The organism is Candidatus Njordibacter sp. Uisw_039 (assembly GCF_047730075.1).
GTDB lineage: Bacteria > Pseudomonadota > Gammaproteobacteria > Pseudomonadales > Balneatricaceae > Njordibacter.
The window spans coordinates 2808357-2834244 of record NZ_CP159831.1 but is presented as its reverse complement, the minus strand read 5'-3'; the positions used below and the strand labels follow the sequence as shown (position 1 = coordinate 2834244).

General features: G+C 47.3%; 26 protein-coding genes and 1 riboswitch. Of the genes, 15 read left to right on the top strand and 11 right to left on the bottom strand.

Annotated features, from left to right (window positions below):
• Nucleotides 1–55: 55 nt before the first annotated feature.
• The gene (locus tag ABXT70_RS13555; RefSeq protein WP_443640991.1) at nucleotides 56–739 is read left to right on the top strand and encodes a haloacid dehalogenase type II; all 684 of its coding nucleotides are present in this window, start codon (nucleotides 56–58) and stop codon (nucleotides 737–739) included.
• Between the two features lie 193 nt (nucleotides 740–932).
• Complete coding sequence (locus ABXT70_RS13550) at nucleotides 933–2258, top strand: malonyl-CoA decarboxylase (protein ID WP_443640990.1); 1326 nt, start codon at nucleotides 933–935, stop codon at nucleotides 2256–2258.
• Nucleotides 2259–2280: 22 nt separating this feature from the next.
• Here the strand turns inward: ABXT70_RS13550 and ABXT70_RS13545 are convergent, their stop codons facing one another.
• The gene (locus tag ABXT70_RS13545; protein WP_443640989.1) at nucleotides 2281–3204 is read right to left on the bottom strand and encodes a LysR family transcriptional regulator; all 924 of its coding nucleotides are present in this window, start codon (nucleotides 3202–3204) and stop codon (nucleotides 2281–2283) included.
• Between the two features lie 99 nt (nucleotides 3205–3303).
• Between ABXT70_RS13545 and ABXT70_RS13540 the strand changes: the two genes are divergently transcribed.
• Together ABXT70_RS13540 and ABXT70_RS13535 are read left to right on the top strand one after the other, a co-directional pair.
• A complete protein-coding gene (locus tag ABXT70_RS13540; protein ID WP_443640988.1) occupies nucleotides 3304–4839 on the top strand; it encodes a trimethylamine methyltransferase family protein in 1536 nt (511 codons plus the stop codon).
• A gap of 12 nt (nucleotides 4840–4851) precedes the next feature.
• Nucleotides 4852–7269, top strand: coding sequence for a GcvT family protein (locus tag ABXT70_RS13535; RefSeq protein ID WP_443640987.1), 2418 nt, complete (start codon nucleotides 4852–4854; stop codon nucleotides 7267–7269).
• On the opposite strand, the gene ABXT70_RS13530 is transcribed toward ABXT70_RS13535, so the two are convergent.
• The 3 genes from ABXT70_RS13530 to ABXT70_RS13520 all read right to left on the bottom strand — a co-directional run bounded on the left by ABXT70_RS13530 (nucleotide 7223) and on the right by ABXT70_RS13520 (nucleotide 9448).
• A complete protein-coding gene (locus tag ABXT70_RS13530) occupies nucleotides 7223–8020 on the bottom strand; it encodes a creatininase family protein (protein WP_443640986.1) in 798 nt (265 codons plus the stop codon). The two genes, ABXT70_RS13535 and ABXT70_RS13530, sit on opposite strands and share 47 nt — an antisense overlap.
• Nucleotides 7996–8604: a glutathione S-transferase family protein gene (locus ABXT70_RS13525; protein WP_443642526.1), complete on the bottom strand. Its 609-nt coding sequence runs from the start codon at nucleotides 8602–8604 to the stop codon at nucleotides 7996–7998. The genes ABXT70_RS13530 and ABXT70_RS13525 overlap by 25 nt, the downstream gene beginning before the upstream one ends.
• 67 nt (nucleotides 8605–8671) lie before the next feature.
• A complete protein-coding gene (locus tag ABXT70_RS13520; RefSeq protein ID WP_443640985.1) occupies nucleotides 8672–9448 on the bottom strand; it encodes a transporter substrate-binding domain-containing protein in 777 nt (258 codons plus the stop codon).
• Between the two features lie 141 nt (nucleotides 9449–9589).
• Between ABXT70_RS13520 and ABXT70_RS13515 the strand changes: the two genes are divergently transcribed.
• Genes ABXT70_RS13515 through ABXT70_RS13485 form a run of 7 tightly spaced genes read left to right on the top strand, consistent with a single transcriptional unit; the run spans nucleotide 9590 to nucleotide 15618 of the window.
• Nucleotides 9590–10324, top strand: coding sequence for an amino acid ABC transporter ATP-binding protein (locus tag ABXT70_RS13515; protein WP_443640984.1), 735 nt, complete (start codon nucleotides 9590–9592; stop codon nucleotides 10322–10324).
• A 10-nt stretch (nucleotides 10325–10334) separates the two neighbouring features.
• Nucleotides 10335–11072, top strand: coding sequence for an amino acid ABC transporter permease (locus ABXT70_RS13510; RefSeq protein WP_443640983.1), 738 nt, complete (start codon nucleotides 10335–10337; stop codon nucleotides 11070–11072).
• Between the two features lie 14 nt (nucleotides 11073–11086).
• Complete coding sequence (locus tag ABXT70_RS13505) at nucleotides 11087–11671, top strand: peroxidase-related enzyme (RefSeq protein ID WP_443640982.1); 585 nt, start codon at nucleotides 11087–11089, stop codon at nucleotides 11669–11671.
• A gap of 2 nt (nucleotides 11672–11673) precedes the next feature.
• The gene (locus tag ABXT70_RS13500; RefSeq protein WP_443640981.1) at nucleotides 11674–12621 is read left to right on the top strand and encodes an isopenicillin N synthase family dioxygenase; all 948 of its coding nucleotides are present in this window, start codon (nucleotides 11674–11676) and stop codon (nucleotides 12619–12621) included.
• A 3-nt stretch (nucleotides 12622–12624) separates the two neighbouring features.
• Nucleotides 12625–13212, top strand: coding sequence for a helix-turn-helix domain-containing protein (locus tag ABXT70_RS13495; protein ID WP_443640980.1), 588 nt, complete (start codon nucleotides 12625–12627; stop codon nucleotides 13210–13212).
• Complete coding sequence (locus tag ABXT70_RS13490; protein WP_443640979.1) at nucleotides 13209–14258, top strand: hypothetical protein; 1050 nt, start codon at nucleotides 13209–13211, stop codon at nucleotides 14256–14258. Before ABXT70_RS13495 ends, ABXT70_RS13490 begins: the two co-directional genes overlap by 4 nt.
• Nucleotides 14259–14301: 43 nt before the next feature.
• Complete coding sequence (locus tag ABXT70_RS13485) at nucleotides 14302–15618, top strand: NAD(P)/FAD-dependent oxidoreductase (RefSeq protein WP_443640978.1); 1317 nt, start codon at nucleotides 14302–14304, stop codon at nucleotides 15616–15618.
• Between the two features lie 25 nt (nucleotides 15619–15643).
• Here the strand turns inward: ABXT70_RS13485 and ABXT70_RS13480 are convergent, their stop codons facing one another.
• Entirely contained in the window at nucleotides 15644–16642 is a 999-nt protein-coding gene (locus ABXT70_RS13480; RefSeq protein ID WP_443640977.1) for a branched-chain amino acid aminotransferase, read from the bottom strand.
• A 207-nt stretch (nucleotides 16643–16849) separates the two neighbouring features.
• Nucleotides 16850–16986, top strand: a riboswitch (cobalamin riboswitch).
• A gap of 50 nt (nucleotides 16987–17036) precedes the next feature.
• Between ABXT70_RS13480 and ABXT70_RS13475 the strand changes: the two genes are divergently transcribed.
• Genes ABXT70_RS13475 through ABXT70_RS13460 form a run of 4 tightly spaced genes read left to right on the top strand, consistent with a single transcriptional unit; the run spans nucleotide 17037 to nucleotide 19052 of the window.
• Nucleotides 17037–17231: a CbtB domain-containing protein gene (locus ABXT70_RS13475; RefSeq protein ID WP_443640976.1), complete on the top strand. Its 195-nt coding sequence runs from the start codon at nucleotides 17037–17039 to the stop codon at nucleotides 17229–17231.
• Between the two features lie 29 nt (nucleotides 17232–17260).
• Nucleotides 17261–17980 carry a CbtA family protein gene (locus tag ABXT70_RS13470; protein WP_443640975.1) on the top strand — a complete coding sequence of 240 codons (720 nt, stop codon included), beginning with the start codon at nucleotides 17261–17263 and terminating at the stop codon, nucleotides 17978–17980.
• A 4-nt stretch (nucleotides 17981–17984) separates the two neighbouring features.
• Nucleotides 17985–18317 (top strand): hypothetical protein, encoded by a 333-nt coding sequence (locus tag ABXT70_RS13465; protein ID WP_443640974.1) that lies wholly within the window; start codon nucleotides 17985–17987, stop codon nucleotides 18315–18317.
• Between the two features lie 36 nt (nucleotides 18318–18353).
• Nucleotides 18354–19052 (top strand): hypothetical protein, encoded by a 699-nt coding sequence (locus ABXT70_RS13460; RefSeq protein WP_443640973.1) that lies wholly within the window; start codon nucleotides 18354–18356, stop codon nucleotides 19050–19052.
• Between the two features lie 43 nt (nucleotides 19053–19095).
• Here ABXT70_RS13460 and ABXT70_RS13455 read toward each other — a convergent pair whose 3' ends face one another.
• The 6 genes from ABXT70_RS13455 to cbiB are packed head-to-tail and all read right to left on the bottom strand — an operon-like array spanning nucleotide 19096 to nucleotide 25888.
• Nucleotides 19096–21084: an LTA synthase family protein gene (locus ABXT70_RS13455; RefSeq protein ID WP_443640972.1), complete on the bottom strand. Its 1989-nt coding sequence runs from the start codon at nucleotides 21082–21084 to the stop codon at nucleotides 19096–19098.
• Nucleotides 21085–21091: 7 nt separating this feature from the next.
• Complete coding sequence (locus ABXT70_RS13450) at nucleotides 21092–21973, bottom strand: EamA family transporter (protein ID WP_443640971.1); 882 nt, start codon at nucleotides 21971–21973, stop codon at nucleotides 21092–21094.
• Between the two features lie 23 nt (nucleotides 21974–21996).
• Complete coding sequence (locus tag ABXT70_RS13445; protein ID WP_443640970.1) at nucleotides 21997–22434, bottom strand: hypothetical protein; 438 nt, start codon at nucleotides 22432–22434, stop codon at nucleotides 21997–21999.
• 30 nt (nucleotides 22435–22464) lie between these two features.
• Nucleotides 22465–23874, bottom strand: a complete 1410-nt coding sequence (gene cysG / locus ABXT70_RS13440; protein WP_443640969.1) for a siroheme synthase CysG — start codon at nucleotides 23872–23874, stop codon at nucleotides 22465–22467.
• Nucleotides 23874–24929, bottom strand: coding sequence for a threonine-phosphate decarboxylase (locus ABXT70_RS13435; protein WP_443640968.1), 1056 nt, complete (start codon nucleotides 24927–24929; stop codon nucleotides 23874–23876). Before ABXT70_RS13435 ends, cysG begins: the two co-directional genes overlap by 1 nt.
• Complete coding sequence (gene cbiB, locus ABXT70_RS13430; protein ID WP_443640967.1) at nucleotides 24929–25888, bottom strand: adenosylcobinamide-phosphate synthase CbiB; 960 nt, start codon at nucleotides 25886–25888, stop codon at nucleotides 24929–24931. The genes ABXT70_RS13435 and cbiB overlap by 1 nt, the downstream gene beginning before the upstream one ends.

Sequence of the window (25888 nt, the reverse complement as noted above, 5' to 3'; positions counted from 1 at the left end):
TAGAGTAAGCTGTTAATTACTATCTGCTTTACGCTTCTGTTAAGGAAATGCTGCTATGAAATCTGAGTTCAAAGAGGTCACTTTATGTGTGTTTGATGCCTACGGAACCTTGTTTGATGTGCACTCAGCCGTAGAACAACATGCTCACTCATTGGGATCCCAGGCGCAATCTATCTCCATGTTGTGGCGTCAAAAACAACTTGAATATACCTGGTTGCGCAGCCTCATGGGGCGCTATGTGGACTTTGCGCAAGTCACCGCTGAAGCACTACATTATGCGTTGCAAGCCCATTCAATGACTGATGCTACTCTGGAGCAACGGTTGTTACTAGCCTATAACCAGCTATCGAGCTATGCCGAGGTCATTGCTACCCTCAAGCAGCTCCGTGGGGCTGGCATTGCTACGGCGATTCTATCTAATGGCTCGCCAGATATGTTATGGGGCGCGGTAGAACATGCTGGATTAACGGACTTAATCGATCAGGTGATTTCTGTTGATGACTTAGCCATATACAAACCCGACCCTCGGGTGTATCAGTTAGTTCTAGATGGTTTTGGCGTGACTAAAGACCAAGTGTTGTTTCATTCTAGTAATGCTTGGGATGTTGCGGGCGCAGTTAATTTTGGGTTTCATGTGGCCTGGATTAACCGTTTTTCACAACCCCCAGAACCGCTGTCTAAATCACCAAGTTTAGAACTTAAAAATTTACAACAAGTGATTGCTGCTTTAGGTATTTAAACTGTCTTTGGTGGGTGGCCTTATCCGCTATTGAGTTTAAAACAAAACAATATTACGGCTTATTCTCGACCCACAAGTCAAGCTGTGATGAAAAGCACTCAATGGTGGTAGAGTGACTGCGCAAAAGCAAAAACACTCATTGTGCCAATGGCCCGGAAGATTTAAGTCGGCTCACCTTTGGAGAGGGATTAACATGCAGCAGATGGCCAACCAATTATTCCAAAAGACAATCCGGCGGTGGGTGCCGTTTTGGCGTGATGTGCCTCAGCAGCATGATTTATTGGAAAAGCTATCTCTTGACCCTCAGTTGAATAACGCCGATGAAAAGGTATTGTTAACTTGGATGGATGCCTGCCTTAAAGATAATGGTGGGGAGGTGGCTGCAAGGACACGAGCGGCTGAACTAGGTAGACGTTTCTTAGACCTTAATGACACAGGGCGGGTTCGCTTTTTGACCCTGATGGCTGATAACTACTCTGTTGATGAAGTGCAGTTAACTCAGGTCATAGAGTCTTGGTTAGCGGCAGATTCAGGCCAGCGTGTTCATCTAGAAGTGGAGCTTCGCAGTGCCCTAGAACCACCAAGAATGAAACTGCTGACGCAGTTTAATGAGCTTCCTCAAGGCATTAAGTTTCTTGTGGACATGCGTGCTGAATTGCTGCGGTTACGCAAAGAGCACCCCAAGCTTGCGCCCTTAGAAGCAGATTTGAAACGACTTTTGAGTGCTTGGTTTGATATTGGATTACTGCAAATGGAGGAGATCAACTGGCGCTCCAGTGCTGAATTGCTAGAGAAATTGATTGCTTATGAGGCAGTGCATGCAATACAGAGTTGGAATGACCTGAAAAACCGACTCGATTCAGATCGCCGTTGCTTTGCCTTCTTCCACCCTAATATGCCAAAAGAACCGTTGATATTTGTTGAAGTTGCTCTGGTTAAAGGTATGGCCAACAATGTTCAAGAATTGCTTGACGAGGCTGCGCCACTGGAAGATATTGGCCAGGCCGACACGGCCATATTTTATTCTATTTCCAACGCCCAAGAGGGCCTCTCGGGGATCAGTTTTGGTAATTTTCTAATTAAGCGTGTGGTTAAGCAACTGCAGCAAGAGTTCCCTCAGCTTGCACAGTTTGCAACCCTTTCTCCCATTCCAGGGTTCTGCCACTGGTTAGACGGCATCGATGCTGTGCAGGAATCCGCCTTATTGGATGAGGGACTAACATTGAGGTCGCCGGAACACCTTCAGAAATTGGCCGCCCACTACCTTGGTGAACAAAAACAAAAGCGCAATCAAAACTTTGCTCGTGACCCTGTAGCACATTTCCATCTTAGCAATGGTGCTCAGATTGAGCGGTTGAATTGGATGGCTGACACTTCTGAGAATGGGCTGAAACAAGCTGAAGGAATGATGGTTAACTACCTTTATGAGCTACCTCATATTGAAAGCCGCAGTCAGGGCTACAGTGCTGAAGGTAAGGTGGCTTTGTCTGTTAGCATTGAAAAGCAATTAAATAAATAAAGCCTGCCCTTCTAGTAATAGCCTAGTTATTGCCTGAACCGTCAAAACTGATCTGGCACCAGCTTTGTAACTGTTCAGACACAGCACTAAGCAACTCGGCATGCTGATGGCTTTTCCGCACCAGTGCGCTCCAATGTACGGGTATGCCTTGATCAGTGACAGGCAGAGCTAATAGCTCACGGTTGTCTAAGGAGGGCTGCACTGCCCAGCGGCTCAAAATAGAACGGCCAAAGCCAGCTTTAACCATCTCGATTACCGCTTCGGTATTTCCTGCTCGTAAATAATTAAGTGGCCTTCGGCCCGCTGGACGCCACAACAGCTCTTCCTCAAACCCAGTTTCATAAATGGTTGAATAAGTAATGAATGGGTCATCTAAAAAGTCTGCTGCAAGCATATAACCACAGTGCGGTGTGGGGTAGTCAAGTGCACATATAGCCAGTAATTCGTCATCAAAAAGTGGGTATACGTGGGCACGGCTAGAAGCAAGGCTACCTGCACTAATAGCGATATCCACATCGCCATCTAATAGGCTCCGCATAGGCACCTTGCTGGTATCAGTGATGAATTCAAAATACAAATTAGGCCATTGGTGCTGCAGTTGTTTTAAAAATAATGGCAACCAGCGATAGCTGTTGTAGGCAAAAGTGCCAATGCGAATGACTTCTCCTGGCGCAGCACCGGCTTTACCCATGAGGGTAGATTCAGCTAAACCTGCCTCCATGAGGATAGTGTCAGCGCTGGTGGCGAGCAGATCCCCAGCAGAAGTTAACCTTAAACGTCTACCTACGCGGGCAAATAATTTAGTGCTTAAGCGCCGCTCTGCCTCGGCTATCTGGTGGCTTAATGCGGGTTGAGTTAACCCCAAAGCTTGGGCTGCAGCTGATACGGTGCCATGAATACGCACAGCCTGCACAACCCGATAGTGGCTTAGTTGTAAACGTAGCATGTATAAAATAATTTCATAGGTAGTGATAAAAATATTAATTATTCATAAGTTAGACAATACCCTATGATGGCTTTTTATGGCAAGCCTATGGGTGTGTAAATGAGACGTTCTCGCGCTAATCGCAACAAATCAACACGCCCTAGTGGCGGTGCTCGTCAAGCGCCCTCACGGCAAATGCGCAACCCATATGCACCCATGCAGCTGATAAATGACAGTCAGTTAGAGGATATTCATCAGGCATCATTAAAACTTCTATGCGACACAGGTATGGATTTTCAGTCGCCCCAAGCAGTGGATATTTTACGTCGCTCGGGTGCTATGGTGGACGGCGACGGACAGCGAGTTAGGTTTGATCCGGATTGGGTCATGCAAACCATTGCCACCACCCCAAGCGAGTTTGTCTTACATGGCCGCCGTCCAGATCGGCATATCCTCATGGGAGGCAATTCAATTGCCTATGCCATGGTGGCCAGCACACCCAACGTCTCCGATTTAGACAGAGGTCGAATTACGGGTAATTATGATGATTTCTGCAATTTATTGCGTTTAGGCGAAAGCCTGAACAGTGTTCAATTACAGGCAGGGTTTCCGGTTGAACCCTGTGACGTTAATGTGAACACTCGCCACATCGTGGCAGCTGCAGCCATGGCGCGGTTGACCACTAAACCTGTAGGCGGTTATGCCTTAGGCCGACAACGAATGCAGGATGTGATTGATATCGCACGCATTGGTCGTGGCATTGACCACGCTACTCTACTTACGCAGCCTTCCATTCATACGGTAGTGAATTCAAACTCTCCACTCATTTATGATGGGGCGTTATTGGAAGGCGCCATTGTTATGGCCGAAAACAATCAGCCTGTCATCTATACCCCATTTACGCTGGCGGGCGCCATGGCGCCAATCACCATGGCGGGCGCCTTGGTGCAGCAAAACGCAGAATGCCTAGCAGGCCTTGCCTTTCACCAGTGTGTTAACCCTGGCGCACCGGCCATGTATGGCAGTTTTACCTCCAATGTGGATATGAAATCTGGTTCGCCTGCTTTTGGCACACCTGAATACAGCCAAGCCACCATTGTGTCCGGCCAATTGGCGCGTAAGTATGGCATTCCCCTGCGTGCTTCCAATGCCAACGCTTCTAATGCACCTGATGCACAAGCCACTTATGAGTCCCAAATGTCTTTATGGGCGTGTATGTTGGGCCAAGTTAATTATGTTCTCCATGGCTTGGGTTGGATTGAAGGTGGGTTATGCACCTCTTATGAAAAGGTTATTCTAGATGCTGAAATGATTCAAATGCAGCAAGCTTTTTTGCAGCCTATGGATACCAGTGCAGACTCGTTAGCAGTAGATGCTATTGCAGAAGTGGGGCCTGGCAGCCACTTTTTTGCCTCACCCCATACCATGTCTCGTTATGAAGACGCGTTTTATTCACCGTTTTTATCAAACTGGTCCAATTTTGAAAATTGGCGTGATATGGGTGCAATGGATGCGACGCAACGTGCTAACAAAATTTGGAAACAGATGCTCCAAGATTATGAGGAACCCAAGTTAGAGGTTGCCATAGACGATGAACTGACGGACTTTGTAGAGCGGCGTACCCATGAAGGTGGAGCGGCACCAGGATCAAAATAAAAGGAAAAAAATATGAAGGCCCATGTTCAAGTAGCAGTTATTGGTGGTGGCGTAGTTGGTTGCTCAGTGCTTTATCACCTAACCAAGTTGGGATGGGCAGACGTGTGCCTTATAGAACGTTCAGAGCTAACCTCTGGTTCTACGTGGCATGCTGCTGGTGGTTTTCATACACTTAATGCTGACCCCAATATGGCAGCATTACAAGGGTATACAATTAAACTCTACAAAGAGCTTGAGGCCATTAGTGGTTTAACCTGTGGTTTGCATCATGTGGGTGGCATTACCCTGGCTGATAGCCCAGAACGTATGGATTTTATTAAAGCGGCAAGGGCCATGCACCGGCACATGGGGTTAGATACACAAATCATTACCCCAGAAGAGATCAAAAAACTAAGCCCCATCGTCAATACAGAAGGTATTTTAGGTGGCTTATATGATCCACTTGATGGCCACCTAGATCCTTCTGGTACCACCCATGCCTATGCTAAAGCGGCACAAATACAAGGCGCAGAAATCTATTTAAGAAATCCAGTATCCGACCTTACACAACGCCCTGATGGGAGCTGGGATGTGACCACTAAAAACGGCATGATCCATGCTGAGCATGTGGTTAATGCGGGTGGTCTATGGGCTCGTGAGTTGGGTGAAATGGTAGGGGTGTTCTTGCCTCTCCACCCCATGGAACATCAGTATCTGATCACTGATGACCTGCCTCAAGTATTTACCCGTGATGAAGAGCTCCCCCACATAATGGACCCATCAGGGGAAAGTTATTTGCGCCAAGAAGGTAAAGGCCTAGTGATTGGTATTTATGAGCAAGACTGTGACCCATGGGCCTTAGATGGCACCCGTTGGGACTTTGGCCATGAGCTTTTAGATAACAAACTCGATCGCATTGGTGACTCTCTTGAGTTTGCCTTTAAACGCTTCCCCTGTTTAGAAACGGCGGGCATTAAGTCCATCGTCAACGGGCCGTTTACCTTTGCACCAGATGGTAATCCACTGGTTGGCCCTGTGCCTGGATTACAAAACTATTGGTCCTGCTGTGCTGTGATGGCGGGCTTTAGTCAGGGCGGAGGTGTGGGCTTGAGCTTGGCCGAGTGGATGGTACATGGCGAGACATCACGAGATGTGTTTGCTATGGATGTAGCGCGCTATGGCAATTATTGCACCAAGGCCTATACCCGTAATAAGGTGCGTGAAAACTATCAGAAACGGTTTAGTATTTCTTATCCTAACGAAGAACTACCTGCTGGCCGCCCACTAAATACGACACCGGTCTATAGCATCTGGCAGCAACAACGAGCGGTATTTGGGCAAGGCTATGGCATGGAGCATGTGAATTATTTTGCACCTGAAGGAGAGCCATTGTTAGAAACTCCCAGTTTTAGACGGTCTAACGCCTTTAGTGCCATTGGTAAGGAATGCCACGCTGTGCGCACCTCTGTGGGCATTAACGAGGTGCATAATTTTGGTAAATACCTAGTCACCGGTAAAGGTGCTCGGGCTTGGTTAGATGGTGTTATGGCAGGCAAACTACCTCAACTTGGGCGTATCACTTTAAGCCCTATGCTAAGCCCATCAGGTAAGCTCATGGGCGACTTCACGATTTCTTATATTACTGAACATGAGTACCAACTCACTGCGTCCTTTGGTGCCCAAGACCTGCACATGCGCTGGTTTGAGCAATATTTACCTGTGCCAGACGTAGTGCTTAAGAATATTTCTATGAGCCGTATTGGCTTTCAAATTGCAGGGCCAAAGGCACGTGATTTATTAGCCCTTTGCACTCGATTTGATGTTTCCCACAGCGCTATGCCATTTTTGTCGGTACGCAAAATGGAGGTGGGCCAGTGTGATGCCATAGTCCAGCGGGTAAGTTATACAGGAGATTTGGGCTACGAAATCTATGTACCTGCAGAACAACAAGTAAGCTTGTACCATACCTTAGCCAATGTGGGTGTGGCATTTGATCTTAAACCCTTTGGTATGCGCGCTATGATGAGTCTGCGCTTAGAAAAGTCTTTTGGGTCTTGGATGCGGGAATACAAACCTGACTACACCCCTATGGAAACAGGTATGGATCGCTTTATGGATTACCACAAAGATGCTGATTACATTGGCAAGGCTGCTGCTCTTGCCGAACTGGCACAGCCTCCAAAGAGGAAGTTAGTGAGCTTTATGGTAGATGCAATAGATGCGGATGTGGTGGCCGACGAACCTATATGGAAAGACGGTAACGTAGTGGGTTTTGTGACTTCTGGAGGCTATGCTCATTTTTGTAAGCAATCTGTAGCACTGGGTTTTGTACCTACGGATATGATTACTGAAGGCGCAGCATTTGAGATCGAAATCTTAGGTGAAATGCGTTCAGCGAGGCTTTTTAGCGAACCCTTGTTTGATCCCCAGTCTCGACGTATGCAGGGTTAGCGTTCATTAAGTCACTGAGCTCATCTACAATGGCTTGTGCTGCAATTGCTATTAGCTGAGTGCCGATGTGTGGGCTCGCTAAGGCCGAATGAGAGCCTACGCGACCATCGGGGAAGGTGCGCTGGTGACTAACGGGGTCTCCGTGGCGATCACCACTGTGGGCTTTAATGTAAGCCTCACTTAGGGGCATAGGAGGTTCTCTCGCTAAATCTGGGTCTAATCTACGTTGGTTGACTTGGGTAATGGAGATTTCTGCAGGTGTTGCATGCATCCCTTCCCATGTGCCAAAAGCTTTTTGACGCAGATCTTGTACCTCATCAAAGTCCCACCAACTGCGTAACTTGATAGCGTGGGGGGCGAGGTTCTTTATGACTTGGCGTGCGGGTTCAAGGTTGGCACCATGGCCATTGAGTAAGTAAATTTGATTAAAACCGTGGCTAATAAAAGAGCTACATACTTCTTCTAACAGTAGGGTAAATGTCGGTACCGACACTGAAACGGTTCCAGCAAAGGCCATATTGAAGGGTGCTGGTGTATAAACCAATGGGGGCGCTACTAACCACCCAGCTATTCCTGCAGCAGCCATTGCGACGGTCTCGGCACATAGGTAATCAGTGCCCATAAGGCCCATTGGGCCATGTTGTTCGAATGAGCCAAGGGGCAATAACAGCGGTTTGCCGGTAGCAATATAGGTTTCAACCTCTGGCCAAGTGAGTTGGCTCAGGGCTAAGGGCTTTTGGTTTGTATCCATTGTGTCAATAAAGGCCTGTACGTATCTAGTTCTGCCGCTACCCAGGGAAGTTGTTCCATGTCTTGCTGATAGTCAGCGGTTAGACCTATGAAACGGTGGGGTAAGCCCCAGCTTCTATACATCATAGTGATCCATTCAAGACTTACGATTAGGCCACAGTCAGCGAGGCAGAACTGGATGTTGGGACGTAATGCTAATGCCCGGGGCAACTGTTGCAGACGTTGTTGCAGTTGCTCTAGAGCTTTAGCGTGAGGGTGTGGTTGACCAATATCTGAAAATAATGCGCGCACACAGGGTTCTAGCCGTGTGTCGTGAAAGCGCCCTAATGCACGCACTTGTGCCCGTTCCATAATATCTGTAGGCATGGCTGGCGGTAGTGGCACCCTTTCTTCAAGGTATTCGGCAATTGCCTCTGAGTCGGCAATAATTTGCTCCCCCACTTGCAGGGCAGGCAGGTTGCCAGCTGGAACTAAAGCCCCGTAGGCTTTTGAGCCATAACCCCCTGGTGGAGGCAGCTCATCCCATGTCAATTTTTTAAAGCGCATTAACAATCTTAGCTTAGCGCAATACAAGCTAACTGGCACACTGTACACGCAGAGGTGTGGCACAGGAAGGCTGGGGTGACCCCCAGCGCCTCCTGGGAAACTTTTGTTATAGAGCAAGTTTCCACTTAGCACCAATTTTGTCAAAAAAACCACGCTCTTGCTTAAGGAGAATCCAGTTATTAACGTAGTTAATCCACACCTGATCTGCTTGCGGTAGCAGCATAGCAATTGGTGTAGGAGCCTTGGGCTTAGCCACGGGGACGATCATAAGCTGTGGGTATTTTTCCACCAACTTTTCAGCTTCCACGTTAGACGTGATGTGGGCATCAGCTCTCATAGACAGTACTTCTTGGAAGTCGCGGGCAGGAGCCTCAACGATCTGGTGCTTCGCATTAGGGAAGAATTGCTTCACTTGGCTTTCTTGAGTGGTGCCCAAGGTGGCAGCAACAGTAACATCTGCTTTATCTAGGTCTGCCCAGTCGCGAAAGCGGTCGGCATTTTTGGTTAAAGTGAGTGGTACTGTTCCCAAAGAAAAGTAGCTAATGGAATAGCCAGCTGCTTTGGCGCGTTTTGCCGAAATAGAAGCTGAGCCGGTCATATGGTATTTTCCGGAGGTGACACCGCTCACTAGGGTTTTCCAATCGGTAGCAACAAATTCTACGTCAACGCCGAGATCTTTTGCAAGCTCAGTCATCACGTCAATGTCATACCCTTTGTAGGAATTGGTTTCTGGATCCTTCATGGTCATTGGGTTCCAGTCTCCTGTAGTACCGACTTTTAATACACCTTCACTCAGAATTTCTTGTAGTGCTGATCCAGCCATAGCTGGTGTGGCTGCAACGACCAGAGCCGCTGCTAGAGCCCACTTTTTCATATTCATCATGACACTTCTCCCATTATAATTTTATTTATCTTGCTTAAAGATAATTGCAGGAGTGATAAGAAATTGCAAGAGAATTAACTTATTGCACAGAAATAAATCTGGTGCTAACATCATTTTAGTTATTCAAAAGGAGTAAACAATATGGCTTCAGCTCACCCTCGTGTTGTCATTAACATGCAAGGTGTCGACAAAGTGTTCGGTGAATTTAAAGCTTTGGATTCGGTGTCTTTGCAAGTCCATGAAGGCGAAAAGATGGTCATCTGTGGGCCCTCTGGTTCTGGCAAGTCCACCTTAATTCGCTGTATCAATGGCTTGGAAGATATTCACGCTGGAGATGTGTTCGTAGCGCCAGTGGAGGCCAATGGCAGCCGTGATGCGCGCATTGGCATGGTATTCCAGCAGTTTAATTTATTCCCTCACCTCACAGTGATGCAAAATCTTACGCTTGGCCCGATGCGGGTGAGCAAACTCAGCCGTATCGACGCCGAGGCAAGGGCCCGTGCTTGCCTAGAGCGCGTCCAGATTCCAGAACAAGCGGACAAGTTACCCCGTCAACTGTCTGGTGGCCAACAGCAACGGGTAGCTATTGCACGAAGTTTATGTATGGAGCCTGATATCATCTTGTTTGATGAGCCCACTTCGGCTCTGGATCCCGAAATGATTAACGAGGTGCTGGAGGTGATGGTGGGTTTGGCCGACAGTGGCATTACCATGATATGCGTCACTCATGAGATGGGGTTTGCCAAGCGGGTGGCTGATACTATGGTGTTTATGGAGGGTGGAAGAATTGTGGAACAGTCGCCCCCTGAAAAGTTCTTTAGTGCCCCAGAGAGCCTCCGTTGCCAGCAGTTTTTAGCCAAAATATTACATCATTAGAAGGCCTGAAATGAAGAGACTAATATTGCTACTTATAAGCCTTCCGTTGCTATCGTCTTGTAGTGATCAGTGGGGCTGGTACGTTGTTGACCCAACTAAAAAATCGGGACTTGCAAACCTTAAGTTTCTACTGAGCGGATTAGAACAGACTGTGCTCATGTCATTTACCGCTATTGCTATTTCTATGGTTGTTGGGCTGGCGGTGGCATTACCTGGGATGTCTGCATCAAAGGGTTGGCGCCGTTTTAATCGAGTTTATGTTGAGGTGGTTCGAGCGGTTCCTATTCTGGTGTTAATCTTGTGGGTGTACTACGGTTTGCCCCAGTTAATGGGCATTAGCATTGGTGTATTTGGCGCTGGAGTCCTTGCTTTAGCCCTGTCTGATAGTGCATTTCAGGCAGAGATCTTTCGTGCTGGAATTCAGTCAGTCAGCCGAGGTCAGTATGAAGCTGCTCACACTTTATCGCTAAACTACGTAGACAGAATGCGTTTTGTAATTTTGCCACAGGCCATCAAACGGATTTTACCGGCACTTGGCAATCAGTTTGTGTATATGCTGAAAATGTCATCTTTGGTATCAGTTATTGGTATGCAGGAACTTACCCGCAAGGCCAATGAATTAGTGGTAACTGAATATCGTCCACTTGAAATTTACACCATTTTAGTACTGGAATACCTAGTGCTAATTTTAATGGTGTCTGGGGTGTTTCGTTGGTTAGAGTCGCGCATGCAAAGTGATGAAAGATAGGGGAGGTTTAATTAATGAGTGCTTGGATACAAATGATCAATGATGACGTTGCCAGCCCAGAGTTGATGGACGCTCTGAGTTTGGCACGCACTCCTCACGGTACAGTGGACAACGTGATGAGGGTCCACTCCTTGCGGCCAAATACCATGCTTGGCCATGTAAAATTATATCGAGCTGCCTTGCACGATGACGCCAATACACTGCCCATGTGGTTGCAAGAGGTCATTGGCTCTTATGTGTCTATGCTCAATCAATGCCCATACTCTTACGCTAACCACTGGGCTAACGCCAGTCATTTGATGGGCAGTCCCAAGCGCGCTCTAGCCGTGGAGAAAGCGCTTCGCCAGCAGGATCCAGAACAAGTATTTGAAGGTGCTGAATTGGCGTTAATGCGCTACACCCAAAAGTTAACACTCACACCAGGAACTATGGTGCAAGCGGACGTGCAAGCCCTACAAGATGCTGGACTTGATGATGGTGAAATTCTAGAGGCTAATCAAATTATAGGTTATTTTAGTTATGTGAACCGTTGTTTGAATGGCCTGGGAGTCACAACAGACGGTGATATTGTTGGTTACTATAGCGGGAGCAGTGATTAACTATGAGTGAGGTAAAGCGGGTCAGTGCCGACCAAATACCTCAGATTGATATCTCTTCTTTGATGACTGGAGAAGCCGATATTGAGGTGGCAAAGAGCCTACACCAAGCCAGTCAAGAGTTGGGGTTTTTATATGTTACTGGTCATGGTTTAGATCCGCACCTTATTAAACAGCTTTACCAATCTGGATTGACGTTTTTTCGCGCGCCGGTGGAGCAAAAGCAATCTGTGCGTGTGTCTCAAAATCACCGAGGCTGGTTGGGTTCTGGGCAGGCTAAAATGGATGATAAAGCACTGTCTGATTTTAAGGAAAGTTATATCTGGGGCATTGAGGATGCTTGCCATCAAGAGGACCACTTCTTACGAGGTAGTAACATGTGGCCTGACTTTGTACCGCAGCTTGAAACCTTAGGTAATGCCTATTTAAAACAGGCCCATCAGGTTGCATATCACCTTATGCGTGGCTTTGCTCTAGGCCTTGGACTTAAGGAAGACTTTTTTTTACAGACTACCGGAAAACCCTTAAGTCGCGCCTCGCTAGTGTATTACCCCCATCAGGAAGAAACCAATCCTAACCAGTTTGGGGTGGGACCGCATACTGACTTTGGAACCTTAACATTACTCTGCCAAGACCAAGTTGGTGGTCTGCAGGTGCAGGATGTTAATGGCCAGTGGTTGGAGGCTACGCCCATTGAAGGCAGTCTGGTGGTTAATGTGGGTGATCTGCTCAGTCATTGGACCGCTGGCGCTTACAAATCAACCCCACATCGTGTGATCAACAGTTCGGGCTATGAACGATTGTCCATAGTATTGGCATATGACCCCAACCCAGAGACGGTGATAGATCCAAGGTCCATTATTGGCGCCAACTATAAGGGTGATCTCGCTGCTATGACTTGTGGTGACTACCTGTATAGGCGTTTTAACAAAGCCTTTTCATACCGGAATTAAGACATGAGTGTATTACAATCTTCCAACAACCTTGATGCCGCACTAGGATCAGCCTTACGGGATATTCGAAAGTCTCATAATCTTACCGCGCGGGCTCTGTCACAAAAGTCGGGTGTATCTGCAGCTATGATTAGCCGCCTTGAACGAGGTCACGCGTCTGCTTCAATGGCCACCTTGAACGCGCTCAGTCAGGCTCTAAATGTGCCATTGGTAAGTTTGTTTCGAGAAATCGCAACGGAACATTCTGACTATACCCATGTTAAAAGTGGTGAAGGCTTAGTATCTACCCGCTTGGTGGGTGACCATAGTCACCGGTATGTCAGTTTAGCTCTGCATACCCGTAGTGAACTACAATTTGAAGCGAGATCTGTCACTCTGGTGCGGCAGGACTCCCATCCTCCCCAGTATGTTAGCCATGGAGTTGTGTTTGTGTACGCCTTGCAAGGGCAGGCCATTTATCAATACGGCCAGCGGGATTTTGTCTTGAATCCAGGCGATAGCATAAGCGTCGATGCAGAATTAAGCCATGGCTTCACTGAAGTTATAACCGATACTTTTACTTTCTTGACGGTGCAGGCGGAGCGGCGATGAAAACGAATTTAGACCTAGGTCTAACCAACCTTTTGCAAGGCGCAATTAACCTGCAGCGTGGACAACGGGTGTTGCTGGTGCAGGAAAATCCAAAGTATGGTTGGTACGATAGCAAACTGCCTAAGGCGCTGCGAGCCTTCGCGGTTGATCAGCTTGGTGCAGTGGTAGAAGTGTTAGAGGTCGACGAACCAACCAATAGTCCACACCAAAAATTAGAACAGATATTAAAAGAACAGCGCTGGGATTGGATTATATTCTTGGCGCGTATTGGTGATCAAGATCGGTTTGAGGTTAACCATCAAGGCCCAGGAAAATTGATGACTTACACCCGCACCGCGGAGCAGTTACAAAGTGGCTTGGGCACCGTGCCTCACGCGGCAATGGTGGCGCTAAAAACAGTAGTGAATAAGACTTTTGATGGGGCAGAAAAGATTGAAATCACTTGTCCCTTTGGTACTCAGTTGCAGGGTAAGCCACATAAATCTATAGGTGAAAGCTCCACAGATGTCGCCGTGGTTCGCTTTCCAGCTGCAGTTAGTAAACCCATATCTGCCCATACCTTTAGTGGTCGGGTTGCGTTTCGCCATGGATTAGCTCCGACCGGTTCCAAAGCATACTCGCCCACTTGTTTGTCTTTGCCGCAGGGTATTATTGCAGTTATAGACAAGGGGCTGATTAGTTCATTCGAAGGCGATGCTGCAGACATACTTGCTGCGCAAGATCACTATCGGCAAGTAGCTAACCAGTTCAATATTGAACCTTGGCGAGTAGACTCTTGGCATTTAGGGCTTCATCCAGCCACAGTGCACCCGTCAGACCCCCAAGTTGATTTAGATCGTTGGGCTAATACCATGTTTACAAGTCCTCGCTATTTGCATTTTCACACCTGTGGTAATTACCCACCAGGTGAAATCTGCGGCATGGTGGAAGACCCCACCGTAAAACTTGATGGTGTGGCTTTGTGGCGAGACGGACAGCTGATGGCGTCTAACTTTAGCGCTATCGCTAAGGTGGCGCAATGTTGGCCAGAATTAAGCCTGCTGTAACCTAAAACATTGAGCGGCTCCTGGAGTTTAAAGAGGATTACTTATGAATAAACCTATGAATAAACAGTATGACGCCATTATTATTGGCTCTGGTGTTATTGGTGCAGCTATCGCTTTGGGGCTAGCTCGGAAAGGTAAAAAAACACTCAATATCGATGCCTTGCCGGCTGCAGGCTATGGCAGCACTAGCGGCTCCTGCGCCATTATCAGGCCCTATTACTCCACCATTGAGACTAGTGCCATAGCTCACGAAAGCCACCGTTACTGGAGTAATTGGAGTGAGTTTTTGCAGACGGAGGATGAACGTGGCCACATTAAGTACCATGCCGTAGGTTGCTTAGTAGCAAAAACCGAAAACAATCAATATTTACGCCCTACTATGGCCATTTTAGACACCATCGGGGCCCCTTATCAAGAACTGGATCAAGCCCAGTACATCGCCCGTATGCCTATCTTTAACTTAGAGTCTTATACTCCAGCTAAGCGCCCTGATGACGAAGGCTTTGGTGAAGCCAATGGCAAAAAAATTGGTGGGGGTGTTTTTTTTCCCGATGGTGGCTACGTCAGTGACCCACAATTAGCTACACATAACCTGCAACGGGCGGCAGAAGCCCAAGGCTCAAGCTTTCAATTTAACACTAAAGTGGCGGCTATACGGCAGCAGGATGGCCGAATTGTTGGTGTTACTTTGGTCAATGGAGATCAAATTGATGCGCCTGTTGTAGTGAATGCAGCAGGGCCTCATTCGGCAAAAATAAATGCCATGGTTGATGCTGAACGAGATATGAAGATCACCACTCGCGCCTTACGCCACGAAGTGGCGCATGTGCCTTCACCTGCGGGCTTTAATTTTGAACAACAAGGCTGCGTGTGCTCTGACAGCGATATTCATGCCTATTGTCGGCCAGAAACAGGCAACCATATACTTATTGGTAGTGAAGATCCTGACTGTGATGCTCAGCAGTGGGTTGATCCTGATGACTACAATAAAGATTTTACCGATCAATGGCGCGTGCAGGCCCTACGTCTAGCTCAGCGCATCCAAACTTTGCCCATTCCCAACCAAGCTAAAGGGGTGGTTGAGTTGTATGACGTAACCCCTGACTGGGCTCCAATTTATGATAAATCCTGCGTACCAGGTTATTACATGGCCATTGGCACCAGCGGCAATCAATTTAAAAATGCCCCTATCGTCAGCGAGATGATGGCGCAATTAATTGTTGCATGTGAACAGGGGCAGGATCATGACCAAGAACCTGTGGTGTTTAAGCTTAAGTACTCAGGCCGGCCCATTAATTTGGGCGTGTTTTCACGCAATCGTGAAATAAATCCTAACAGCACTGGCACAGTTTTGGGTTAACAATAAGGACAAAACCCATGAAGACTTATGAAACTTGGGTTAACCAACCAAAGCGATCTTCAGCTACACCAAACTGAATGTCATTCAGTGCTTTACGTAGCTTAACCGTGGTTGCACCTGGCTTGCCAGTGCCTATGGTATAGTCCTTGCCGTGGTGGATTAAGGTACCAACGGGCGTTAGAATGGCTGCTGTTCCAGAAAGAGCGGCTTCTGCATTGGGGTTAGCGCTGCGTTCGATTAGCTCGGCTACTGACAGGTCACGTTCGCTCACAGTTAAACCCATCTCATCTGCTAAGACCAATACGGATGCCCGAGTGACACCGTGCAAGAAAGTAGAATCTAACGCTTTAGTGATAAGTTCGTTGCCATCAATCAAGATGAAGTTTGCGGCTGCCGTCTCTTGTACATCGCCGTGTGGAGAGAATAAAACTTGGTCTGCTTGATGTTCTGCACGCGCTTTATTCAAAAAATGTAGGGCGCTAGCGTAGTTGCCACCACTTTTGACCATACCCATGTGTGGCGCACAACGCATGCCCTCTTCGTCTATCAGTACCCTTAATGTAGCATCACCACCAGCAAAGTAATCCCCTACTGGTGATGCCAACACGTAAAGCAAAGACTGACTAGAAGGTGCTGCTGCTTTGCCAATGGCAGCCTCAGTACCCATGTGAGTTGGGCGCAAATATAGGGTACCTGGAGGTGCAGGGATTTCATCAGCGTAACGGCTCACCAAATCAAGGATCATGGTTTTAAGCATATTTGTATCTACTGCAGGCAGAGATAACAAACGGCTGCTCTGAGCCATGCGTTCGATGTTTTGGTCCATGCGAAAAATATGATGGCTACCATCGGGGTGACGAAACGCCTTTAACCCTTCAAAACAAGTGCTGGCATAATGCAGCACGTGAGCGGCAGGGTGTAATGAGATGCTATCGCTTGGCACTAAACTAGGAGTGCTCCATTGTTGGCCGTCAAAGGTGGCTAAGGCCATTTCAGGGACAAATTGGGTGCCAAACGCAGTCATGATTCTCTCGCTATCAATAGGTGTGCAATTAAGTTCGACATCATACCATCGGTAGAGACGGATTTTCGAGTAGTTGGTGTTAAGTTTTAGAAAAAATCGACCGTCGATAGTATTAGTCGATATTAACTTTCGAGTGTAATTCTGCGCTATGGGTCGCGTGTTGAATAAAACCTCTCGCATTAACGCTTCAAAAATTAACCGTTTTGGCTTAAAGTAGGCCCCGTAGGTGGCTACACGAATTTAGCCTTAACGGGAAACAGTCTAAATATGAGCTGTGCTGCCCCCGCAACGGTAAACAAGCCTCGCTTGTGAGCCCGGAGACCGACCTACGAATTATGGGTTAATACCCGCTAACACTAATTTTTATCGTGCGGGTGAGCACGTGGAGAAACACATGATAACTTCTATAGCTACCTCTAAGGCTGATATAGCCGCATCAAATCCGGCACTAGCAAGCTCCAGCTTACAAATGGCCGCTGCTGCAATTCTAGGCATGGTTGTATTGATGGGTGTTGGTTTTGCACCAATGGATGTGGTGCATAACGCAGCACACGATGCCCGCCACTCTTTTGCATTTCCTTGCCACTAAGGGGTAACGTCCTTTCTTAGGTTAATTTTATGTTTCGTTCTATGGTAATAACGGCGCTAGGCGTTGCCTTAGTCGCAGGTTTAGTTTTGAGTGCCGTTCAAGCCTTGCACGTGTCACCTATTATTTATGCGGCTGAAGTATTTGAATTTGTGGGCCCTGAAGTTTCTACAGCCCCCAATGATGGCCATTCGCACTCCCATAACGACCAAGCGTGGAGCCCAGGGGATGGTTTTGAGCGTGTCGGCTTTACAGTGCTATCTAATTTCTTATCAGCTTTTGGTTTTACTATAATTTTATTGGCTTGCATGTTCATGGCGCGCGACAAAGCGCAATTAAATATTTCTTGGTTTAGGGGTGTTGTTTGGGGTTTAGCTGGTTACCTGACGTTCTTTGTTGTTCCAGCATTAGGCCTGTCTCCGGAGATTCCAAGCATGGAAGCCGCCCCCCTTGAGGGCCGCCAATCATGGTGGGTTCTGGCTGTTGTGACCACGGGCTTAGCCATTTTCAGCCTGGTGTTTTTACCAGGCATTGCTAAAGTGGCGGCAATGGTATTTATTGCTGTGCCTTGGATCGTGGGTGCACCACAGCCAGAACTACATGGCTTTCTACACCCAGATGCGCAGGCTGTTATAACCTTAGAAGGCTTACAAACTCAGTTTGTCTATGCAACGGCCATTGCTAATGGCCTGTTCTGGATTACTTTGGGTGGCCTAACAGGCTACGCTGCTAAACGGTTTATCAAAGGTTAATGCTTTGCTACCTACGCAGCAGGTCTACGACTATGTGCTTGAGTTTGTGTTTGCTGTGTATTTGTTGGATCCAGCAGCACTAAGATTAAGGCTTGCCGAGGTAGAGACCCCCATAAGAATGACGCTGGCAGGTTTAGAATTTAGTCTACCTGAGCTTTACGAATTTGCCTTAATGGAAATAAAAGCTGATGGCGAACAGTCCTATAAAAGTTTTAGGCGTTGCCTTTACGGCCAACAAACCCAGGTGATGTTGCGCAAGTTGGGTGGAAAAATAGAGATCGCCCAGAATCACCAACACGTAAACAAGAGTATATATCGTCTGCAGTTGTTGAAATAATAAGCAATAAGTTGATCGTTAAATAAAGGATGTTAGGTGGAAATAAGTGTTCTTTTAGTCGGCTTTATGATCGGCTTGCGTCATGCCTTAGAGGCTGATCATGTGGCTGCTGTGGCATCTATTGTAACTCAGAAGCAGGGCAAGTCTGCAGCTTTGCGTCATGGGGCTGTGTGGGGTTTGGGGCATACCATTACTCTGTTTGTCTTCGGCACCGCAGCCTTGCTGTTAGACACCTTAGTTCCTGATTACATGGCAGCCATATTAGAGTGTGCAGTAGGGCTTATGTTGTTGTATTTGGGCCTAGATGTGCTTTTTCGTATGGGCTCTAAAGGCGTCCACTTTCATGTGCATCAACACCATGGTAAGCGCCACATCCATGCCCATCAGCACCATGTTGGTGAGGTTAGCACTGATGTAAGTGCTCACCAACACAAACATAGCAATCCATTTCCAATACGTACCTTAATGGTAGGTATTATGCATGGCATGGCAGGTTCTGCGGCGTTAGTGGTATTAACATTGAATGCGGCGCATAACTTTTGGCTAGGCCTGGGTTATATGCTGCTGTTTGGCATCGGCTCTATCGCCGGTATGGCACTTTTATCAGCAGCTATTAGCCTTCCCTTCAGCATTCCTAGCAAGCGTATAGAACGCTTGGTAGGTTACCTTCAATTGAGTATTGGTGTGGGCACATCGGGCCTTGGTAGCTTTATTGTGTATAATTATTTTTATTAGTTGCTACTCATTTTTTGCTGGTGGCTAATGCGTCTCAGCTGACTTAGTTCTGAGATTTTGCTACGTTGGCCTTGAGCAAATATTGTGCAGCTAGGTAATAGGCTGTGGCTGCAGCTGCCATAGGGTTAGCTTTGGCGGTGATGTGGGCTACGCCATCCTCGTCTATATCAGCGCTCACTACCTTTCCAGTAATGTGATTAACACTGGCAATTTGCTTACCGTTAACTGCAACACTAGTACGGCTGTCTTGCACAAAAGCATAAGCAGGTAAATCTTTGCCTTTGGCCCACGCTAAATCTCGTCCTAAGGTGGTGTTGAGATAAGGTTGGGGAAATAACCCGGCAATGGTCGGTAAAAGATCTGGCAAGCTACCAAAGGTGTTATCAATTTCTGGGGCAATCATAGCTGGTGCATGTATAATTAAGGGCACCGGTAACTCTGCGATACCAAATTGAAAAATGTACTCAGGTAGGTGTTGGACTTTAGCAGAGGAGGCTTGGTGATCCGAAAAAAGCACAAAAATAGTATTGTCGTATAAGTCATCACGCTTAAACTGTTCGAACATTTTGCCAATATTATGGTCCAGCAAGCGTACCGCATTGTATTGCCCTAGGCTGGTGAAACCATTGTTTTTAAGCTCTTCGTCACTGCTTGGCTGCACCGTAAAGCCGCTCTGATCATCGGCAATGGTATGAGGTGAATGGTTAGCAGCGGTTTGAATGTAACCTAAAAATGGCGTTTTAGCTTGGCTTAGAATTGTGCCAGCTTCGTTTAATAATGAATGGTCAGAGATACCCCATACATCCACAATAGGGGAGGTCCAATATTTTTCTTCGTACAAGTTAACGCCCTGAATGCTGTTGTTGATGAGGGCGCTCATGTTAGCCCAGCCTGCGCTACCACCTAACATGTAGTGCTTATTGTGTTGCGAAAAGGAATTAATGACCGAACGCTGATGGGTGATGTAGGGATTGCGAGTGGCAGTCTTTATCGCCGAGACGTCAGGAATGCCAGTAATGGAGGTAAACACACTTTTGGCTGTAGACCTTGCGGGTACGTTAAAGTGTGGATACCACCGAGATTGTTTAATGAGTGTGTCGATATTAGGGGTGGGGTTTAATTTATTGCCATAAGCGCCAATATGGCTTGCTCCAAGACTTTCCATAAATACGATAACTAAATTGGGCGTTGTTTGTTGTGCGCCCACTACCGGTGCTGTAGGTGTTTTCCAGCGGTCTAATGCAGCAACACCACCACTTGGAAAATCTGCTCCTAGTAAATATGAAAGGGTGCCAAAGTGAGGTGTTAAATCTTCTTTGGTGGCAGAGTCTGTAGTAAAACGGGCCGTATCATAAATCCATACAAATGGATTCAGGCCAAGGGCTGCGACTTGGGTATTGCCGTTAAAAAAGGCGTGATTCCAGCGCAAGGGTACCAAAGACCAGCGGCCTAAAAGTATTAATAAGAATAACGCACCAATAACGATAACGTGTATACAGTTAATGTACCAACGCCTACGGTTCTTTTCTTGGCTGAGCAAAGGTAATAGAAATTGATAGTGCAACCAATAACCTAAAGCCCAAGTCACAGCCATGGCAAAGCAGATTTGAATCACGGGGTAAGATTGCCAAACCATGGAGGTAGATATGGCGATGTCGCTGCTAAAGCGCACGATAGATGCATCTATACGCTTGTTAAGGTACAAGTAATGACCAGCGTCTAAGACATACATCGTTAGTATGGTGATTAAAATAATGCCAAACCAATAACCTAAAAACCGCCGCAACAGGGGATAGTTAACGGCACTAAAACGGGGCAAAAATAGCCATGGCAAAGTGATTAGGGCTGCTAATAAGGAGACCCTTAAATCAAAACGCAAACCCACCCAAAAAGCTTTTAGTAAATAGCCTTCAACGGCCACTGGTAGCTCGGAAAGCAAACCCCAAAACAGCAAACGGAATAGTCCTTGTAAACACCATAGTGCCAAGGTCAATACCAGTAAATACTGCACGCGACGGGGAAGAAAATTCATAATTGGCCTAATTTACGTTTGCTGGTGTTGATGGTGATTGAGTTGAGCGCAAGTTCAGTACTAGGCCGGCAATAATTAAGGTTGCAGCAACCCACTTCCACCATGGCATACTTTCGTCAAGAAAAACGCTGGAGGCGGCCATGCCAAACACGGGTACCAGTAACGCCCAAGGAGCCACTAACGCAGCCGCATGGCGCTGCAATAATAAGTTCCACAAGCCATAACCGACGAGAGTGTTACCGATAGTTTGCCACAACACAATGGCCCAAGCATGCCACTGTGCGGAAGCTACGCTATGGACTATGAGCGCAGGTCCTTCGTAGTAAAATGACATGAGGGCCAGCGGAGGCACGGCAAATATGGAGGACCATGCTAAAAAGGCAATGATATGGACCTTGCCAGAACGCTTAACAACTAAGTTACCTGCGGCCCAACTTAGGGCTGCGACTAATATCACGGCTAACCCGATAGGGGTAGCATCAGTGTTGCCTTGAATGGCGATCAGTAAGATCCCTGCAAAAGAGATGATGAGCGCAAGAATTTGGGGCAAACGAATGGTTTCTTTAAATAACATCATGGCAAGCACAATGGTGAACACTGCTTGTACCTGAATGACTAAAGAGGCTAGCCCAGGAGACATATGGCTGCCCATGACCCAGAACAATAAGCCAAATTGGCCAAAACCAATAAAAAAACCGTAAGCCATTAAATAACGCCACGGCACCACAGGGCGAGGCAAAATAAAAACCAGAGGCAAGGCAGCAAAGGTAAAGCGTAGGCTAGCAAATAAAAACGGTGGTAAGTCGTTTAGTCCTAGTTCAATGAATACAAAATTAGTGCCCCAGATGAGGGCAACAAAAATCGCCAATAATTGGTGTGTGATGGGCATCTTAGCATCCTGCTAGGGGCGAATTATCTGCGACGGCGACTATTGAGGGCCACTCTGCCAGGAACTACCTTTTCTTTTGGCGTTATTGGATCGGCCCCAGGGCTTTCTCGGTACAAAGATTTTCGCTTGTTGACCAAATCTACCTGTCGAGCTTGTTCTAGCTCTTGTTCTAATACCACTCGTTGACGTTTTAGATCCTCTAATGCATCGGCTTTGGCGGATAACTTGGCATCAAGTTTAGCTATATGTTCACTGCTATCAAAGGATGAGGATTCAAGGGACTTTGCCATCTTGGCCAAAGCTTTTTCCGATAAAGCTTTGGTTATTGCAGTGGCCTTGGGGGCAGGTTCGTTGAGGGCTTCAGCAAATACCGAGGCACCTGTTCGGTTAGAGTGCTCCACTAATGCTGATTCACATTGAGCCAGTAGCGCAGCAATTTCTTTTTCCGTTTCTTTACTCATATACCTATCTCAACTAGCCAAAGCTATGGATCAGACATCTCTGGAGGATGTGAACCAAGCCAGTTTATCATGTAAACTCACAACGCGCCCAACCACAAAGAGGGAAGGAGACATCACCTGCTCTGTCTTGATCATTGCTGGTAGGCTCGCAAGGTCAGACACCAACACCCGTTGGTCTTGGGTGGTGCCTTTTTCGATCAATGCTACGGGCATGTTTTTGTCCATGCCGTTGTTAATGAGTTTCTCACAAATGACGGGTAAGCCTTTTAAACCCATATAAAAAACTAAGGTTTGTCCTTCTACTACTAACTCGGGCCAAGGCAAATCTACGCTGCCATCGCGTAATTGCCCTGTCACAAACCGCACGGACTGGGCATAGTCCCTGTGGGTAAGGGGGATGCCAGAATAGGCAGAACATCCGCTGGCTGCAGTAATGCCGGGCACCACTTGAAAGGGCACATGCTGTTCGGCTAAGGTTTCAATTTCTTCACCGCCTCGGCCAAATATAAACGGATCTCCACCTTTAAGACGAGCAACCCGTTTGCCTTGTTTGGCATAATCCACCAATAATTGATTGATGCCTGTCTGAGGCACAGTATGGTTGGCGCGGCGCTTACCCACATAGACCCTTTCTACAGATTCTGGGACTAATGCCATGACTCCGTCAGAGACCAAGGCGTCGTAGAGTACTACATTGGCCTTTTGCAACAGTCTAAAAGCCCTAAGGGTGAGGAGGTCTGGATCACCAGGGCCTGCGCCAATGAGAAACACCTCGCCGTTACTCATCACCTTATCAAGGCCACTATCAACTTCTTTTAAGTGATTTTTCAATAAGCTTTCAGCTTCGCTGTGTTTACCAGAAAATACAGCTTCCGCCACCGGTCCCTGTAACACCCGATGCCAAAAAATAGAGCGCTCGGCGGTGCTTGGTAAGGCGTCTTTTAATTGTGAGCGGTAAGCCCCAACCAAGCTGGCTAGTTGCCCGTAGGCTTTGGGCACAAATTGTTCCAATTGCTGACGCAAAATACTAGATAAAACTGGCGAAGCCCCACCGTTGTTGATGGCAATGGTTAACGGCGCGCGATCAATGATGGCGCCAAAAATGACATTACCGTCGTCGGGAAAGTCTGCCACGTTAACTAATAAGCCCATGCCCTTAGCGTCAGTAGCGATCTGTTGGTTAATAGCACGATCATCCGTTAGAGCTAAAATGAGGCTGTAACCTAGCATCACTTCATCTGACGAATAGGCATCAATGGTTACCAAGCCCCCAGTACTTTCTACTAAACGGGTTAAATCTTCTGATACTGCTGTGGCCATCAAATCACAAACAACGCCCGCTTCAATTAACGATTTAGCCCGGCGTTTGGCAATAGTTCCACCACCAATAAGCAGCGCTTTCAATTGCTGGGTGTTGTGAAACAGAGGGAAAAAAGTCATTAGGATTCCTGTTGTATCCATGTTTTACAGTGTTCAAGTGCGCTGCTGTGGCTTAAATTAATATTGCCAAAGCGTAACAAACTCGTGCTTGAGTTGATATCAACTGAGCGTAATAAAATACCGTTTTTGGCAGCGCTATGATGCAGTCTGTGGGCTAAATCTGATGCCATACTAAAGCTGCGAAACAATTCATGCGAAGCGGCTAGATCAGCGCCTAGTTGAATCATTGACTTTTTCCAAACACTCAACTGTTTCCCCCTTTCCTTCACAAGTTGAGAGCGCATATTAGCCTGCCACGAAGTATCACTTAAAGCCGCAATAGCTACAGTTTGCGCTGGGCCGTTAACGGACCAAGGGCCAATTTCCTTGGCCAGACCATTTAACACGCTTTCAGTGGCAAAGGTAAACCCTAAGCGAATACCAGCTAGGCCAAAGAACTTGCCCACTGAACGTAATATAATGATGTTATCGGCTAGCTCTTCTGTGAGCAAACTTGCAGAAGGTGTGGTGTCAATAAAGGCCTCATCTACCACCAAAAAGCCATCAACAGCCTGTAACTCTTGTGCCCACGATCGTAGTTGTTGCCGTTTAAACGTTTCGCCTGTTGGGTTATTGGGGTGGATGATTACTAAGTGCCCTAGTTCATCATTATGCAGTGCCGCATCTATTTGTTGGGCAGCTAACTGACTGTCTAATCCGCTGTAGGTATGAATCTCACCTCGTTGTGACCAAGCTTGACGGTGTTCTTGATAACCTACATTGGGCAACCATGCAGGTTTTTGATTGCCTAATTGATGCAATATAGAGGGCAGCAATTGAATAATATTTTGGCTGCCACTGCTTGCTAAGCATGGGTGATCTCCATAATAAGATCGGGCAGCTTTGATTAACACAGGATTTAAGTAAGGTAGCTGGTGCCAAGCATCCTTCTCGATAGCAGGCACAGGGTAACTGTGTTGGTTAATACCTGTGGATAGGTCCAGCCAATCCGCAGGATCACGGCCATAAATGGCGGATGCCGAGTGTAAATCACCACCATGAAATAGAAGGTTCATTAAACAGCACCCATAACAGCGAGCAAACATATAACGGCTAGCCAAAGTGCTAGGCTGTAGTGCACTAGATTGCAGGCATCATCAATGCTTGCAGCCATGGGTGCACTGCCTGAACCGAGGGGAGGGCGATGTTGGTTTTGGCCATGATATAGGGCACTGCCACCCAGCTCCACGCCTATTGCCCCCGCACCAGCTGCCATTACTGGCCCAGCGTTAGGACTTTTCCAAGTGCCAGCCTGTTGGCGCCAGCTTCGCCATGCGTTTTGGGTTTGTCCGTTAATGCTGCCACACAGGGTGTAAGCCAGGGCGGTGAGGCGGGCGGGAATAAAATTAAGTAAATCATCGAAACGTGCAGCAGCCCAACCAAAGTGCAGAAAACGTGGGTTTTTATAACCCCACATGGCATCTAAGGTGTTGCTGAGACGATAAATAACCACACCTGGGACACCGGCGACAATAAACCAAAACAGGGCTGCAAATAACGCATCAGCACCGTTCTCAAGCACCGACTCTGTGGCTGCTTTGGCGATTTCCTGCTCATTCAAGTCTTGAGTGTCGCGGCTTACGATATGACTCACTGCAACCCGGGCTGTGATTAAATCACCTTCATATAGGGGCGCAGATATAGCTTTGGCGTGCTGAATTAAACTGCGCCAGCCAATCGCCAAATACAACACCACGGCAGCAAAAAGTGGTGATAATGCCTCGTTACTAGCTAACGTGTGCTCTAGGCTATAAGCGGCAAAACTAAGAGGCCCGATGGCAAGGATTAATGCGAGCGTGCCTTTGCATTTTAATAGCGTGTCACGTTGCTTCACTGGCAATCCCTCTACAGAATTGAACCACTTCTCCAGCCCATCAGCCAAACTCCCAAAGCCTACCAGAGGATGCAGCCGCTTAGGTTCACCTAACCAATAGTCTAGGCCAAGGGCAAGCACAATAGCGATAATCAAACTCAT